Source organism: Pseudomonas sp. MRSN 12121 (genome assembly GCF_000931465.1).
Taxonomy (GTDB): Bacteria; Pseudomonadota; Gammaproteobacteria; order Pseudomonadales; family Pseudomonadaceae; genus Aquipseudomonas.
The window spans coordinates 4,438,526-4,454,807 of record NZ_CP010892.1; the positions used below are offsets into that span (position 1 = coordinate 4,438,526).

General features: G+C 62.1%; 14 protein-coding genes. All 14 read left to right on the plus strand.

Annotation, left to right across the window (positions count from 1 at the left end; translation table 11 throughout):
- Positions 1-123: 123 nt before the first annotated feature.
- The 14 genes from purB to nuoJ all read left to right on the plus strand — a co-directional run bounded on the left by purB (position 124) and on the right by nuoJ (position 16,279).
- Positions 124-1,494: an adenylosuccinate lyase gene (gene purB / locus TO66_RS20190; RefSeq protein WP_044463923.1), complete on the plus strand. Its 1,371-nt coding sequence runs from the start codon at positions 124-126 to the stop codon at positions 1,492-1,494.
- A gap of 81 nt (positions 1,495-1,575) precedes the next feature.
- Entirely contained in the window at positions 1,576-2,742 is a 1,167-nt protein-coding gene (locus tag TO66_RS20195) for a cupin domain-containing protein (RefSeq protein WP_044463924.1), read from the plus strand.
- Positions 2,735-3,160, plus strand: coding sequence for a GNAT family N-acetyltransferase (locus tag TO66_RS20200; protein WP_044463925.1), 426 nt, complete (start codon positions 2,735-2,737; stop codon positions 3,158-3,160). The genes TO66_RS20195 and TO66_RS20200 overlap by 8 nt, the downstream gene beginning before the upstream one ends.
- Before the next feature lie 179 nt (positions 3,161-3,339).
- Positions 3,340-4,095, plus strand: a complete 756-nt coding sequence (locus tag TO66_RS20205) for a secretin N-terminal domain-containing protein (protein WP_044463926.1) — start codon at positions 3,340-3,342, stop codon at positions 4,093-4,095.
- A 513-nt stretch (positions 4,096-4,608) separates the two neighbouring features.
- The gene (gene aceA, locus TO66_RS20210; RefSeq protein WP_044463927.1) at positions 4,609-5,934 is read left to right on the plus strand and encodes an isocitrate lyase; all 1,326 of its coding nucleotides are present in this window, start codon (positions 4,609-4,611) and stop codon (positions 5,932-5,934) included.
- Positions 5,935-6,557: 623 nt separating this feature from the next.
- A complete protein-coding gene (locus TO66_RS20215) occupies positions 6,558-6,971 on the plus strand; it encodes an NADH-quinone oxidoreductase subunit A (RefSeq protein WP_044463928.1) in 414 nt (137 codons plus the stop codon).
- A gap of 10 nt (positions 6,972-6,981) precedes the next feature.
- On the plus strand, positions 6,982-7,656 hold the full coding sequence (locus TO66_RS20220; protein WP_044463929.1) for an NADH-quinone oxidoreductase subunit B family protein: 675 nt from the start codon (positions 6,982-6,984) through the stop codon (positions 7,654-7,656).
- A 72-nt stretch (positions 7,657-7,728) separates the two neighbouring features.
- The gene (gene nuoC / locus TO66_RS20225) at positions 7,729-9,510 is read left to right on the plus strand and encodes an NADH-quinone oxidoreductase subunit C/D (RefSeq protein ID WP_044463930.1); all 1,782 of its coding nucleotides are present in this window, start codon (positions 7,729-7,731) and stop codon (positions 9,508-9,510) included.
- A gap of 2 nt (positions 9,511-9,512) precedes the next feature.
- Entirely contained in the window at positions 9,513-10,010 is a 498-nt protein-coding gene (nuoE, locus tag TO66_RS20230) for an NADH-quinone oxidoreductase subunit NuoE (protein ID WP_007929184.1), read from the plus strand.
- Positions 10,007-11,365 carry an NADH-quinone oxidoreductase subunit NuoF gene (gene nuoF / locus TO66_RS20235; RefSeq protein WP_044463931.1) on the plus strand — a complete coding sequence of 453 codons (1,359 nt, stop codon included), beginning with the start codon at positions 10,007-10,009 and terminating at the stop codon, positions 11,363-11,365. The genes nuoE and nuoF overlap by 4 nt, the downstream gene beginning before the upstream one ends.
- Positions 11,366-11,490: 125 nt before the next feature.
- The gene (gene nuoG / locus TO66_RS20240; RefSeq protein WP_044463932.1) at positions 11,491-14,205 is read left to right on the plus strand and encodes an NADH-quinone oxidoreductase subunit NuoG; all 2,715 of its coding nucleotides are present in this window, start codon (positions 11,491-11,493) and stop codon (positions 14,203-14,205) included.
- Positions 14,202-15,209 (plus strand): NADH-quinone oxidoreductase subunit NuoH, encoded by a 1,008-nt coding sequence (gene nuoH, locus TO66_RS20245; protein WP_044463933.1) that lies wholly within the window; start codon positions 14,202-14,204, stop codon positions 15,207-15,209. The genes nuoG and nuoH overlap by 4 nt, the downstream gene beginning before the upstream one ends.
- Before the next feature lie 11 nt (positions 15,210-15,220).
- On the plus strand, positions 15,221-15,769 hold the full coding sequence (nuoI, locus tag TO66_RS20250) for an NADH-quinone oxidoreductase subunit NuoI (protein ID WP_044463934.1): 549 nt from the start codon (positions 15,221-15,223) through the stop codon (positions 15,767-15,769).
- A 9-nt stretch (positions 15,770-15,778) separates the two neighbouring features.
- Entirely contained in the window at positions 15,779-16,279 is a 501-nt protein-coding gene (nuoJ, locus tag TO66_RS20255) for an NADH-quinone oxidoreductase subunit J (protein WP_044463935.1), read from the plus strand.
- Positions 16,280-16,282: the final 3 nt, after the last annotated feature.

The following is a 16,282-nucleotide window of genomic DNA, read 5'->3' on the forward strand; positions in this document are numbered from 1 at the left end:
GCACCCGCAAGACCTTTAGTAGTCAGTAACGCGTAATACGCCGGTCAGTTGGCAACGGACCGGCGGATATTTTCATGTATGATACGCGCCCCATTTCGTTGCCCGACTGTCCGAGAACACCCCATGCAGCTCTCTTCGCTCACTGCGGTTTCCCCTGTTGACGGCCGCTACGCCGGCAAAACCCAGGCCCTGCGCCCCATTTTCAGCGAATACGGCCTGATCCGTGCTCGCGTCCTGGTCGAAGTGCGCTGGCTCCAGCGCCTGGCCGCCCACTCCGCCATCGGCGAAGTACCAGCGTTCTCCGCACAAGCCAATGCCGTGCTGAACGCCCTGGTGGAAAACTTCTCTCTGGAGCACGCCGAGCGCGTCAAAGAGATCGAGCGCACCACCAACCACGACGTCAAGGCTATCGAGTACCTGCTCAAGGAGCAGGCCGCCCAGTTGCCTGAACTGGCCAAGGTCAGCGAATTCATCCACTTCGCCTGCACCAGCGAGGACATCAACAACCTGTCCCACGCCCTGATGCTGCGCGAAGGTCGCGACGACGTGATGCTGCCGCTGATGCGCCAGACCGCCGAGGCCATCCGCGAGCTGGCGCTGCGCTTCGCCGACGTGCCGATGCTGTCGCGCACCCACGGCCAGCCGGCCTCGCCGACCACCCTGGGCAAAGAGCTGGCGAACGTGGTGTACCGCCTAGAGCGCCAGATCGCCCAAGTCGCCGCCGTACCGCTGCTGGGCAAGATCAATGGCGCCGTGGGCAACTACAACGCCCACCTGTCGGCCTACCCGGAAATCGACTGGGAAGCCAACGCCCGCGCCTTCATCGAAGACGAGCTGGGCCTGAGCTTCAACCCGTACACCACGCAGATCGAACCGCACGACTACATTGCCGAGCTGTTCGACGCCATCGCCCGCTTCAACACCATCCTGATCGACTTCGATCGCGATATCTGGGGCTACATCTCCCTGGGCTACTTCAAGCAGCGCACCATTGCTGGCGAAATCGGCTCGTCGACCATGCCGCACAAGGTCAACCCGATCGACTTCGAAAACTCCGAAGGCAACCTGGGCATCGCCAACGCACTGTTCCAGCACCTGGCGAGCAAACTGCCGATCTCCCGCTGGCAGCGCGACCTGACCGACTCCACCGTCCTGCGCAACCTGGGCGTCGGTTTCGCCCACAGCGTGATCGCCTATGAAGCCAGCCTCAAAGGCATCAGCAAGCTGGAGCTCAACGCCCAGAAGATCGCCGAAGACCTGGACGCCTGCTGGGAAGTCCTGGCCGAGCCGATCCAGACCGTGATGCGTCGCTACAACATCGAAAACCCGTACGAAAAGCTCAAGGAACTGACACGCGGCAAGGGCATCAGCCCAGAAGCGCTGCAAACCTTCATCGACGGGCTGGAAATGCCTGAAGCCGCCAAGGCCGAGCTGAAAAAGCTCACCCCGGCCAGCTACATCGGCAATGCCGTGGCCCAAGCCAAACGCATCTGATCGATGGCAAGACCTTGACGCCCGGCAGCGCCGGGCGTTTTTATTCCCGTATGAAAAGTGCATTTTTTCAATAGGTTACACATGAATCCTGATATTCCTCTTCAACTTCTGGGTGGCATCAGCGCACGGGAATTCCTGCGTGACTACTGGCAGAAAAAGCCCCTGCTGATCCGTCAGGCCATGCCTGACTTCGAAAGCCCGATCGACGCCAACGAACTGGCCGGCCTGGCCCTGGAAGAGGAAGTCGAATCGCGCCTGGTGCTCGAGCATGGTGCCCATCCCTGGGAAATGCGCCGCGGCCCCTTCGCCGAAGACGAGTTCAGCAAGCTGCCGGAACGCGACTGGACCCTGCTGGTCCAGGCCGTCGACCAGTTCGTACCGGAAGTCGCCGAGCTGCTGGAGAACTTCCGCTTCCTGCCGAGCTGGCGCATCGACGACGTGATGATCAGCTTTGCCGCGCCTGGCGGCAGCGTTGGTCCGCACTTCGACAACTACGACGTGTTCCTGCTGCAGGGTCACGGCAAGCGCAACTGGAAAATCGGCCAGATGTGCAACTCCGAGAGCCCGCTGCTGCAACACGCCGACCTGCGCATCCTGGCGGACTTCGAAGAATCCGCCGAATGGGTCCTGGAACCCGGCGACATGCTTTACCTGCCGCCGCGCCTGGCCCACTACGGTGTCGCGGTAGACGACTGCCTGACCTACTCGGTGGGCTTCCGCGCCCCGAGCGCCGCTGAAGTCCTGACCCACTTCACCGACTTCCTCAGCCAGTACCTGCCGGACGAAGAGCGCTACACCGACGCCGACGCCCAGCCGGCCAGCGACCCGCACCAGATCCAGCACGATGCCCTCGACCGCCTCAAGGGACTGCTGGCCGAGCACATGAGCGACGAGCGCATGCTGCTGACCTGGTTCGGCCAGTTCATGACCGAGCCGCGCTACCCGGAACTGGTGACGGGCGCCGAACTGGAAGAAGAGGATCTGCTCGGCAGCCTCGAACAGGGCGCGGTGCTGATCCGCAACCCGAGCGCGCGCCTGGCCTGGTCCGAAGTCGATGACGACCTGCTGCTGTTCGCCAGCGGCCAGAGCCGTTACCTGCCGGGCAAACTGCGGGAACTGCTGAAGATGATCTGCGCCGCCGACGCGCTGCACATCGACAACCTGGGTCCATGGCTGGCCGATGACGATGGCCGTGACCTGCTGTGCGAACTGGTCAAGCAAGGAAGCCTGGGATTTGCCGATGAATAAGATTCACGTACGTGTCGCAGACTGGCAAAAGGATAACGCCGAGATCCGGCGCATTCGTGAAGCGGTGTTCATCATCGAGCAGTCCGTCCCGCCCGAACTGGAATGGGATGCCGACGACGACAGCGCCGTGCATTTCCTCGCGCTCGAAGGCGACTTTCCGGTCGGCACGGCACGCTTGCTGCCCGACGGACAGGTCGGCCGGGTATCGGTGCTCAAGGACTGGCGTGGCCTGAAGGTCGGCGATGCACTGATGCAAGCGGTGATCGGCGAAGCCGAAAAGCGCGGCCTCAAGCAACTGGTGCTCAGCGCCCAGGTACAGGCCACGGCTTTTTACGAGCGCCTGGGCTTCCGCATCGTCAGCGAGGAGTTCCTGGAAGCCGGCATCCCTCACGTCGACATGGTTCGCGACAGCATCTGACCCCCGGACCGCGCTCGCTGCCCTGCCGGGCAACCCAAACGCCCCGCCCTCCCGAATCCAGCAAGCTAAGCTGGCTCCAGGAAGGCGGGGCGTTTTGCCATCGGCGATTCAACTTGCCCCACCCAGGGCCGACAAACTGTCAAACTCAAGGCTTTCATCCCCCAGCGGAGATAACGGACATGTCCCTACGCACCCTGCTCACGACACTGCTGCTGGCTGCCAGCTTTACCGCCACTGCGGCGACGGAGATCGTGCCCCTGAACAATCGCACCAGCGCCGACCTGTTGCCGATCGCGCAGAACTTTCTCGGCAAGGACGGCCAGGTCAGCGCCTATGGCAATCAACTGATCGTCAAGGCCGAACCGGAAAAAATCGAGGAGTTGCGCGCTTTCATCGCCCAGCTGGATACCGCCGCAAAACGCCTGCTGATCACGGTCGACACCAACGAAAACAATACGCAGAACAATCAGGGCTATTCGACGAACGGCGCGCCGCAGACCCGCATCATCACTCGCAGCACCGCCAGCCGGGACGGCGGGATACAGCAGATCCAGGCCAGCGAAGGCATTCCTGCGCTGATCCAGGTCGGCCAGAGCGTGCCGCTGACCACGACCCAGACCGATCCTTACGGCCGCCTGCAGAATCAGACCCAGTATCGCAACGTCACCCAAGGCTTTTATGTCACCGCCAGCGTCACCGGCGAAACCGTTCATCTGAGCATCAGCACAAATCGTGACCGCATGAGCCAGGAACGTCCCGATGTAGTGAACGTACAAAGTACCGACACAACTGTCAGCGGTCGCCTCGGAGAGTGGATCACCCTGGCCGGTGTCAACCGCCAGAACCAGGCCGACAAACAGGCTCTAACCCGCAGCTACTCGACTCAGGGCCGGGACGACATGACTTTGCGGGTGAAAGTCGACACCCTGGACTAAAGCACCGAAAACTGACTGATTAGTCGTATTAGACCAAAGATGTAGTGATAGAAAAAAAGCACTACAAAACGTTTGACGAGCCAAAAAACCGAAGGCATGATGGCCTCGCTCCCGCTAATCAGGGGCCCTGGCAAGGGCCTTCGGATCGCCGCTCTAACCTACCCACCTGAGCCGATTCGTGTCTGTACCGCCCACAAGGTGTGTTTGACGAGATTGCGACTGGAACGAGGTTGTCCCGAGGGACGGAAGCTAATTAGGTAGACCGGCAACACCCTGCTTGATCGCATGAAGGCCCACGACGCCCGCATGTGCTCGACAGCCAGCCCTTACCTGCTCACTTCTCCCCTTGAGCCCATCGTTCAACCGTCGCCATCCGCGTCGAACCCGACTTGACCGCCTAAGCTTCTGGTCAGCGAGCAGCCAACTACGCACCTTCAACCCTGCGTATCTGGCGAGTCGGAATTTTCCGCCCAAGAACGACTTTTCACACAAGACGCGACGAGGTTTATCTCCATGGCACTGACACGCGAACAGCAAATTGCAGCCCTTGAAAAAGACTGGGCTGAAAACCCGCGCTGGAAAGGCGTGACTCGCACTTACTCCGCTGCCGACGTTGTCCGTCTGCGTGGCTCGGTCCAGCCTGAGCACACCCTGGCACGCATGGGCGCCGAGAAGCTCTGGAACCTGGTGACCCAGGGTGCCAAACCGTCCTTCCGTCCTGAGAAAGATTTCGTCAACTGCATGGGCGCCCTGACCGGCGGCCAGGCCGTACAGCAAGTCAAAGCCGGCATCCAGGCGATCTACCTGTCGGGCTGGCAGGTTGCCGCGGACAACAACTCCGCCGAATCGATGTACCCGGATCAGTCGCTGTACCCGGTCGACTCCGTTCCGACCGTGGTCAAGCGCATCAACAACTCGTTCCGTCGTGCCGACCAGATCCAGTGGAAAGCCGGCAAGAACCCGGGCGACGAAGGCTACATCGACTACTTCGCGCCAATCGTGGCTGACGCCGAAGCCGGTTTCGGCGGCGTACTGAATGCTTACGAGCTGATGAAGAGCATGATCGAGGCTGGCGCCGCCGGCGTTCACTTCGAAGACCAGCTGGCTTCCGTGAAGAAATGCGGCCACATGGGCGGCAAGGTACTGGTTCCGACCCAGGAAGCCGTACAGAAGCTGACCGCTGCCCGACTGGCGGCCGACGTGGCTGGCGTACCGACCATCATCCTGGCCCGTACCGACGCCAACGCCGCCGACCTGCTGACCTCCGACTGCGACCCGTACGACCAGCCGTTCGTGACCGGCACCCGCACCCAGGAAGGCTTCTATAAAGTGAAAGCCGGCCTGGACCAGGCGATCGCCCGCGGCCTGGCCTACGCGCCGTACGCCGACCTGATCTGGTGCGAAACCGCCAAGCCGGACCTGGAAGAGGCCCGCCGCTTCGCCGAAGCGATCAAGAAGGAATACCCGGACCAGATCCTGTCGTACAACTGCTCGCCTTCCTTCAACTGGAAGAAGAACCTGGACGACGCGACCATCGCCAAGTTCCAGCGCGAACTGTCCGCCATGGGCTACAAGCACCAGTTCATCACCCTGGCCGGCATCCACAACATGTGGCACAGCATGTTCAACCTGGCGCACGACTACGCCCGCAACGACATGACCGCCTACGTGAAACTGCAGGAGCAGGAATTCGCCGACGCCGCCAAGGGCTACACCTTCGTGGCTCACCAGCAGGAAGTGGGCACCGGCTACTTCGACGACATGACCACCGTGATCCAGGGCGGTTCGTCGTCGGTAACCGCACTGACCGGCTCCACCGAAGAAGAACAGTTCCACTGATTCGGCTTCGCAGCGAAAAACGGCCACCGCAGACCCGGTAAAAGCTAACTGCAGTGCCGCACATCTGACGCCCCGACTGGTTCGGGGCGTTTTTTTTGCGTGAAGCCTTGTGCCGACCCAAGCCGCCTCCACCCAGCCGTGTCGCGAAAAACCGCACAACCGTCCAGGCCAGGTGCTGTACGCAATGGCCTCATGCCAGCCATGGGCAATCAGGCAAAACATTGACCCAGAGCGGTATGCGCGGAAGAAAAAGCGGGTAAAAGGGGCTCGCTCGCAACTTGCAGTAACACGGATATAAAAGACAACTTAGCGAAGCGCCATGGAAGGTATTGTTTATAGATCGCCGCTAAACAATATTGATTATCATTTAGATGGAGAAATATTCGTTACAGCCCTGACAAAACATAATTAACGAAACTCCCGCTAATGCCCGCAGGGCGTGGCTTACGGGGCCTGCGAGGGGCGCTATGTCCTTATTCCACTAAATAATTTCGCTATAGAAAATTTACTTGCCCGGTGTTTAGCCATAAAATCACGCCGATTGATTGCACTGCGACATATCGTCACTGCTTTGTTTCTTTATCAAGCTCAGAGACCTTTGCTCTCTGTTAAGGATTACCAGCATGCCCGAAGCGACAGGACTCATGGCCCACAACTGGGGCTTTGCCATTTTCCTTCTGGGTGTAGGCGGCCTCTGCGCCTTCATGCTCGGCCTCTCCAGCCTCCTCGGGTCAAAAGCCTGGGGCCGCAGCAAAAACGAACCGTTCGAGTCCGGCATGCTACCCACCGGTGGCGCCCGCTTGCGGCTCTCAGCCAAATTCTATCTGGTCGCGATGCTCTTCGTGATCTTCGATATCGAAGCCCTCTTTCTCTTTGCCTGGTCTGTGTCCGTCCGCGAAAGCGGCTGGACCGGATTCGTCGAAGCTCTCGTTTTCATAGCAATTCTGTTGGCAGGTCTTGTCTACCTTTGGCGGGTGGGGGCTCTTGATTGGGCTCCGGAAGGTCGTCGTAAGCGGCAGGCGAAGCTAAAACAATGAGGCTTTGGCGATGCAATACAATCTCACCCGGATCGACCCTGATGCTCCTAACGAGCAATACCCGATCGGCGAACGGGAAACCGTTTCCGATCCGTTAGAGGATCAAGTCCACAAAAACATCTTCATGGGCAAGCTGGAAGACGTGCTGAGCGGCGCGGTCAACTGGGGGCGCAAGAATTCCCTGTGGCCGTACAACTTCGGTCTGTCCTGCTGCTACGTGGAAATGACCACCGCCTTCACGGCGCCCCACGACATCGCGCGCTTCGGCGCCGAAGTTATCCGGGCATCACCGCGCCAGGCGGATTTCATGGTTATTGCCGGAACCTGCTTCATCAAGATGGCGCCGATCATTCAGCGTCTCTACGAGCAAATGCTCGAGCCGAAGTGGGTTATCTCCATGGGTTCGTGCGCCAACTCCGGTGGCATGTACGACATCTATTCCGTCGTTCAGGGGGTGGACAAGTTCCTGCCCGTGGACGTCTACGTACCTGGCTGCCCGCCCCGCCCTGAAGCTTTTCTGCAAGGCCTGATGCTCTTGCAGGAGTCGATTGGCCAGGAGCGTCGCCCACTTTCCTGGGTCGTCGGCGACCAAGGCGTGTATCGCGCCGAGATGCCGGCACAAAAGGATGTGCGCCGCGAACAGCGTATTCAGGTAACCAACCTGCGCAGCCCTGACGAAGTCTGATCCAGACCGTTTCTTAGCAAAGAACGAAAAACTGGCTTCATTCTTTACGTTGACCGAAAGCGATAAAAAACCATGACTACAGGCAGTGCTCTGTACATCCCGCCTTATAAGGCAGACGACCAGGATGTGGTCGTCGAACTCAATAACCGTTTTGGCCCCGAGGCGTTCACCGCCCAGGCGACCCGCACCGGCATGCCGGTGTTGTGGGTTACCCGCGCCAAACTCGTCGAAGTCCTGACCTTCCTGCGCAACCTGCCCAAGCCGTACGTCATGCTCTATGACCTGCACGGCGTGGACGAGCGCCTGCGCACCAAGCGTCACGGGCTGCCAGGCGCCGATTTCAGCGTGTTCTACCACCTGCTGTCGATCGAGCGTAATAGTGACGTAATGATCAAGGTCGCCTTGTCCGAGAGCGACCTCAGCTTGCCGACCGTGACCGGTATCTGGCCGAACGCCAACTGGTACGAGCGTGAAGTCTGGGACATGTTCGGCATCGACTTCGCCGGCCACCCTCACCTGTCGCGTATCATGATGCCGCCGACCTGGGAAGGTCATCCGCTGCGCAAGGACTTCCCCGCCCGCGCCACCGAATTCGATCCGTTCAGCCTGAACCTGGCCAAGCAACAGTTGGAAGAAGAAGCCGCGCGCTTCCGTCCGGAAGACTGGGGCATGAAGCGTTCCGGCGCCAACGAGGACTACATGTTCCTCAACCTGGGCCCGAACCACCCTTCGGCCCACGGTGCCTTCCGCATCATCCTGCAACTGGACGGCGAAGAGATCGTCGACTGCGTTCCGGACATCGGCTACCACCACCGTGGCGCCGAGAAAATGGCCGAGCGTCAGTCCTGGCACAGCTTCATTCCGTACACCGACCGGATCGACTACCTCGGCGGCGTGATGAACAACCTGCCGTACGTGCTCTCGGTCGAGAAGCTGGCCGGGATCAAGGTGCCGGAGAAGGTCGACGTCATCCGCATCATGATGGCCGAGTTCTTCCGCATCACCAGCCACCTGCTGTTCCTGGGAACCTACATCCAGGACGTCGGCGCCATGACCCCGGTGTTCTTCACCTTCACCGACCGTCAGCGCGCCTACACCGTGATCGAAGCCATCACCGGCTTCCGCCTGCACCCGGCCTGGTACCGCATCGGCGGGGTCGCCCACGACCTGCCGCGCGGCTGGGAAAAGCTGGTGAAGGACTTCGTCGACTGGTTGCCCAAGCGTCTCGACGAATACACCAAGGCGGCTCTGCAGAACAGCATCCTCAAGGGTCGTACCATCGGCGTCGCTGCCTACAACACCAAGGAAGCCCTGGAATGGGGCGTCACCGGTGCCGGCCTGCGCTCCACCGGCTGCGACTTCGACCTGCGCAAGGCGCGCCCGTATTCCGGCTACGAGAACTTCGAGTTCGAAGTACCGTTGGCCGCCAACGGCGATGCCTATGACCGCTGCATGGTCCGCGTCGAAGAAATGCGCCAGAGCATCAGGATCATCGACCAGTGCCTGCGCAACATGCCGGAAGGCCCGTACAAGGCGGATCATCCGCTGACCACGCCGCCGCCCAAAGAGCGCACGCTGCAGCACATCGAAACCCTGATCACGCACTTCCTGCAGGTTTCGTGGGGCCCGGTCATGCCGGCCAACGAATCCTTCCAGATGATCGAAGCGACCAAGGGCATCAACAGTTATTACCTGACGAGCGATGGCGGCACCATGAGCTACCGCACCCGGATCCGTACCCCAAGCTACGCTCACCTGCAGCAGATCCCTTCGGTGATCCGCGGCAGCATGGTCGCGGACTTGATCGCGTACCTGGGTAGTATCGACTTCGTTATGGCCGACGTGGACCGCTAAGCATGAACAGCACGCTTATCCAGACAGACCGTTTCGCCCTGAGCGAAACCGAGCGCTCGGCCATCGAGCACGAGCTGCATCACTACGAAGACCCGCGCGCGGCGTCTATCGAAGCCCTGAAGATCGTCCAGAAGGAACGTGGCTGGGTGCCTGACGGCGCGCTCTACGCCATCGGCGAGATCCTCGGCATCCCGGCCAGCGACGTAGAAGGCGTGGCGACGTTCTACAGCCAGATCTTCCGTCAACCGGTCGGCCGCCACATCATCCGCGTCTGCGACAGCATGGTCTGCTACATCGGTGGCCATGAATCCGTGGTCAGCCAGATCCAGAGCGAACTGGGCATCGGCCTCGGCCAGACCACCGCCGACGGCCGCTTCACCCTGCTGCCGGTATGCTGCCTGGGCAACTGCGACAAGGCCCCGGCGCTGATGATCGACGACGACACTTTCGGCGACGTGCAGCCTGCTGGCGTGGCCAAACTGTTGGAGGGCTACGTATGACCCTGACATCCTTCGGCCCTGCCAACCGCATCCAGCGCAGCCCGGAAACCCATCCGCTGACCTGGCGCCTGCGTGACGACGGCGAGCCGGTCTGGCTCGACGAGTACCAGGCCAAGAACGGCTACGCCGCTGCGCGCAAAGCGTTCGCCGACCTGTCCCAGGACGATATCGTGCAGACCGTCAAGGACGCCGGCCTCAAAGGCCGCGGCGGCGCGGGCTTCCCCACGGGCGTGAAGTGGGGCCTGATGCCCAAGGACGAGTCCCTGAACATCCGCTACCTGTTGTGCAACGCGGATGAGATGGAACCCAATACCTGGAAGGACCGCATGCTGATGGAGCAACTGCCCCATCTGCTGATCGAAGGCATGCTGATCAGCGCCCGTGCGCTGAAAACCTACCGGGGCTACATCTTCCTGCGCGGCGAATACACCACCGCCGCCAAGCACCTCAACCGTGCCGTGGAAGAAGCCAAGGCCGCGGGCCTGTTGGGCAAGAACATCCTGGGCTCGGGCTTCGACTTCGAACTGTTCGTGCACACCGGCGCCGGGCGTTACATCTGCGGTGAAGAAACCGCGCTGATCAACTCCCTCGAAGGCCGCCGCGCCAACCCGCGTTCCAAGCCGCCCTTCCCTGCCGCCGTCGGCGTATGGGGCAAGCCGACCTGCGTGAACAACGTCGAGACCCTGTGCAACGTGCCGGCGATCATCGGCGACGGCGTGGACTGGTACAAATCCCTCGCTCGCGAAGGCAGCGAAGACCACGGCACCAAGCTGATGGGCTTCTCCGGCAAAGTGAAGAACCCCGGCCTGTGGGAACTGCCATTCGGCGTGACCGCGCGCGAGCTGTTCGAAGATTACGCCGGTGGCATGCGCGACGGCTTCAAGCTCAAGTGCTGGCAGCCTGGCGGCGCCGGCACCGGCTTCCTGTTGCCCGAACACCTGGATGCCCAGATGTACGCCGGCGGCATCGCCAAGGTAGGCACCCGGATGGGTACCGGCCTGGCCATGGCGGTGGACGACAGCATCAACATGGTGTCCTTGCTGCGCAACATGGAAGAGTTCTTCGCCCGCGAGTCCTGCGGCTTCTGCACCCCTTGCCGCGACGGCCTGCCGTGGAGCGTCAAGCTGCTGCGCGCCCTCGAGAAGGGCCAGGGCCAGGCCGGCGATATCGAGACCCTGCTGGGTCTGGTCGGCTTCCTCGGCCCAGGCAAGACCTTCTGTGCTCACGCACCGGGTGCCGTGGAGCCATTGGGCAGCGCCATCAAGTATTTCCGCCCAGAGTTCGAGGCCGGTATCGCAGCCACCAGCGCTGCCGCCGTCCCGCCCCTGGCCCGGCCGATCGTAGTCGGCGCGTAAACGTATCGAGCGAGGGTGGTCCGTGCCGCCCTCGTATCGCCCGAAGACGCCTAAACGCGCCGGGCGAGCACCAAGATTCCATTAGCCACGCCCGCTGACACCGGGCCAACGAAGAACTTTGAACCATGGCCACTATCCACGTAGACGGCAAAGCGCTCGAAGTCGATGGGGCGGACAACCTGTTACAGGCATGTCTGTCACTAGGCCTCGACATCCCTTATTTCTGCTGGCACCCCGCTCTCGGTAGCGTCGGTGCCTGTCGCCAGTGCGCGGTCAAGCAGTACACCGACGAGAACGACACCCGCGGTCGCATCGTCATGTCCTGCATGACTCCCGCCACCGACAACACCTGGATTTCCATCGACGACGAAGAGTCCAAGGCCTTCCGCGCCAGCGTCGTCGAATGGCTGATGACCAACCACCCGCACGACTGCCCGGTCTGCGAGGAAGGCGGTCATTGCCACCTGCAAGACATGACGGTGATGACCGGCCACAACGAGCGCCGTTATCGCTTCACCAAGCGCACCCACCAGAACCAGGACCTCGGCCCGTTCATCGCCCACGAGATGAACCGCTGCATCGCCTGCTACCGCTGCGTGCGCTTCTACAAGGACTACGCCGGCGGCACCGACCTCGGCGTGTTCGGCGCCCACGACAACGTGTACTTCGGTCGCGTTGAAGACGGCACCCTGGAAAGCGAATTCTCCGGCAACCTCACCGAGGTCTGCCCGACCGGTGTGTTCACCGACAAGACGCACTCCGAGCGCTACAACCGCAAGTGGGACATGCAGTTCTCGCCGAGCATCTGCCATGGCTGCTCCAGCGGTTGCAACATCTCCCCGGGCGAGCGCTACGGCGAACTGCGGCGCATCGAGAACCGCTACAACGGTTCGGTGAACCAGTACTTCCTGTGCGACCGTGGCCGCTTCGGCTACGGCTACGTCAACCGCGAAGACCGCCCACGCCAGCCACTGCTGAACGATGGCACCAAGCTGAGCCTGGACCAGGCGCTGGACAAGGCCGCCGACCTGCTGCGCGGTCGCAACATCGTCGGGATCGGCTCGCCGCGCGCCAGCCTGGAAAGCAACTACGCCCTGCGCGAGCTGGTCGGCGCCGAGCATTTCTACTCCGGTATCGAAGCCTCCGAGCTGGAGCGCATCCGCCTGGTGCTGCAAGTGCTCAAGGACAGCCCGCTCCCCGTGCCGACCATGCGTGAGATCGAAGATCACGACGCCGTGTTCGTCCTCGGCGAAGACCTGACCCAGACCGCCGCCCGCATGGCCCTGGCCCTGCGCCAGTCGGTCAAGGGCAAGGCCGAGGATATGGCCGAAGCCATGCGCGTCCAGCCCTGGCTCGACGCCGCGGTGAAAAACATCGGCCAGCACGCGCTGAACCCGCTGTTCATCGCCAGCCTGGCCGAAACCAAGCTCGACGACGTTGCCGAGGAGTGTGTACACGCCGCTCCCGATGACCTGGCGCGCATCGGCTTCGCCGTGGCCCATGCCCTGGACGCCAGCGCTCCGGCCGTCGAAGGCCTGGACGCCGAAGCCCTGGAGCTGGCCAAGCGCATCGCCGACGCCCTGCTCGCCGCCAAGCGCCCACTGATCATCGCCGGCACCTCCCTGGGTTCCAAGGCGCTGATCGAAGCCGCGGCCAACATCGCCAAGGCCCTGAAGCTGCGCGAGAAGAACGGTTCCATCAGCCTGATCGTGCCCGAGGCCAACAGCCTGGGCCTGGCCATGCTCGGTGGCGAATCGGTGGACGCCGCGCTGCAAGCGGTCATCGACGGCCGTGCCGACGCCATCGTCGTGCTGGAAAACGATCTGTACACCCGCACCGACGCTGCCAAGGTCGATGCCGCGCTGAACGCCGCGAAAGTGCTGATCGTCGCCGACCATCAGAAGACCGCCACCAGCGACCGCGCGCACCTGGTCCTGCCAGCGGCCAGCTTCGCCGAAGGCGACGGCACCCTGGTCAGCCAGGAAGGCCGCGCCCAGCGTTTCTTCCAAGTGTTCGATCCGACCTACCTGGATGCCAGCATCCTGGTACGCGAAGGCTGGCGCTGGCTGCATGCCCTGCGCGCCACCCTGCTGAACAAGCCGGTGGACTGGACCCAACTGGACCACGTGACCGCCGCCTGCGCCCAGAGCACCCCGCAACTGGCGCGTATCGTCGACGCCGCGCCATCGGCCTCGTTCCGCATCAAGGGCCTGAAGCTGGCTCGCGAACCGCTGCGTTACAGCGGCCGTACCGCCATGCGCGCCGACATCAGCGTGCACGAACCGCGTACCCCGCAAGACAAGGACACCGCGTTCGCCTTCTCCATGGAAGGTTACTCGGGCTCCGCCGAACCGCGTTCCCAGGTGCCGTTCGCCTGGTCGCCGGGCTGGAACTCGCCGCAAGCCTGGAACAAGTTCCAGGACGAAGTCGGTGGTCACCTGCGTGCCGGCGATCCGGGCACCCGCCTGATCGAAAGCCAGGGCGACAGCCTCGGCTGGTTCGCCAGCGTGCCGCGCGCCTTCTCCCCAGCCCAGGGCACCTGGCAGGCGGTGCCGTTCTATCACCTGTTCGGCAGCGAGGAGAACTCCTCGAAAGCCGCTCCGGTCCAGGAACGCATCCCGGCCGCCTACGTTTCCCTGGCCAAGTCCGAGGCCGATCGCCTGGGCGTCAACGATGGCGCGCTGCTGGCCCTGAACGTGGCCGGCCAGACCCTGCGCCTGCCGCTGCGCATCAACGAGGAACTGGGCGCTGGCCTGGTGGCGTTGCCGGCTGGCCTGGCAGGCATTCCGCCGGCGATCTTTGGCAAATCCGTTGACGGTCTGCAGGAGGCAGCGCAATGACCTGGTTCACCCCTGAAGTGATCGATGTGATCCTGGCGGTCGTCAAGGCGCTGGTCATCATGCTGGCCGTGGTGATCGCCGGCGCCCTGCTCAGCTTTATCGAGCGGCGCCTGCTGGGCTGGTGGCAGGACCGTTACGGTCCGAACCGCGTGGGCCCGTTCGGCATGTTCCAGATCGCTGCCGACATGCTGAAAATGTTCTTCAAGGAAGACTGGACCCCACCGTTCGCCGACAAGGTGATCTTCACTCTGGCGCCGGTCGTGGCCATGAGCGCCTTGCTGATCGCCTTCGCGATCATCCCGATCACCCCGACCTGGGGCGTGGCGGACCTGAACATCGGCCTGCTGTTCTTCTTCGCCATGGCGGGCCTGTCGGTCTACGCGGTGCTGTTCGCCGGCTGGTCGAGCAACAACAAGTTCGCCCTGCTCGGCAGCCTGCGGGCCTCGGCCCAGACCGTGTCCTATGAAGTGTTCATGGGCCTGGCGCTGATGGGCATCGTGGCTCAGGTCGGCTCGTTCAACATGCGCGACATCGTCGACTACCAGGCGCAGAACCTGTGGTTCATCATTCCGCAGTTCTTCGGCTTCTGTACCTTCTTCATCGCTGGCGTGGCCGTGACTCACCGTCACCCGTTCGACCAGCCGGAAGCGGAACAGGAACTGGCCGACGGTTACCACATTGAATACGCCGGCATGAAATGGGGCATGTTCTTCGTCGGCGAGTACATCGGCATCATCCTGATCTCGGCATTGCTGGTCACCCTGTTCTTCGGTGGCTGGCACGGTCCGTTCGGCATCCTGCCGCAACTGTCCTTCGTCTGGTTCGCCCTGAAGACCGCGTTCTTCATCATGCTGTTCATCCTGCTGCGCGCTTCCATCCCGCGTCCGCGTTATGACCAGGTGATGGACTTCAGCTGGAAATTCTGCCTGCCGCTGACCCTGATCAATTTGCTGGTGACTGCTGCGCTTGTGTTGTTGAACACGCCAGCAGGCGCGGTTCAGTGAGGATTTGACCCATGTTCAAATATATTGGCGACATCGTTAAGGGTACTGGTACCCAACTGCGCAGCCTGGTCATGGTCTTCGGCCATGGCTTCCGCAAGCGCGACACCCTGCAATACCCGGAACAGCCGGTCTATCTGCCGCCACGCTACCGTGGTCGCATCGTGCTGACCCGCGACCCCGACGGCGAAGAGCGTTGCGTAGCCTGCAACCTGTGCGCCGTGGCCTGTCCGGTAGGTTGCATCTCGCTGCAGAAAGCCGAGACCGAAGACGGTCGCTGGTACCCGGACTTCTTCCGCATCAACTTCTCGCGTTGCATCTTCTGCGGCCTCTGCGAGGAAGCCTGCCCGACCACCGCGATCCAGCTGACGCCGGATTTCGAGATGGCCGAGTTCAAACGTCAGGACCTGGTTTACGAGAAAGAAGATCTGCTGATCTCCGGCCCCGGAAAGAACCCTGATTACAACTTCTATCGTGTTGCAGGTATGGCCATCGCCGGCAAGCCCAAGGGCGCCGCGCAGAACGAAGCCGAGCCGATCAACGTGAAGAGCTTGCTGCCTTAAGGAAGAAAGATGGAATTCGCTTTCTATTTCGCGTCAGGTGTCGCCGTTGTCTCCACGCTGCGCGTGGTGACCAACACCAACCCTGTGCACGCCCTGCTCTACCTGATCATTTCGCTGATCGCCGTGGCGATGACGTTCTTCAGCCTCGGCGCGCCGTTCGCCGGCGTGCTGGAAGTGATCGCCTATGCCGGCGCCATCATGGTGCTGTTCGTGTTCGTGGTGATGATGCTGAACCTGGGGCCCGCCTCGGTTCAGCAGGAACGCATCTGGCTCAAACCGGGCATCTGGGTCGGGCCGGTGATTCTCGCCGCCCTGCTGCTGGTCGAACTGCTGTACGTGCTGTTCAGCCACCAGAGCGGTGTCGGTATCGGTCAAACCACCGTGGACGCCAAGGCCGTGGGCATCAGCCTGTTCGGACCTTACCTGCTGGTGGTCGAACTCGCCTCGATGCTGCTGCTCGCCGCAGCCGTCACGGCGTTCCACCTGGGCCGCAACGAGGCGAAGGAGTAACTC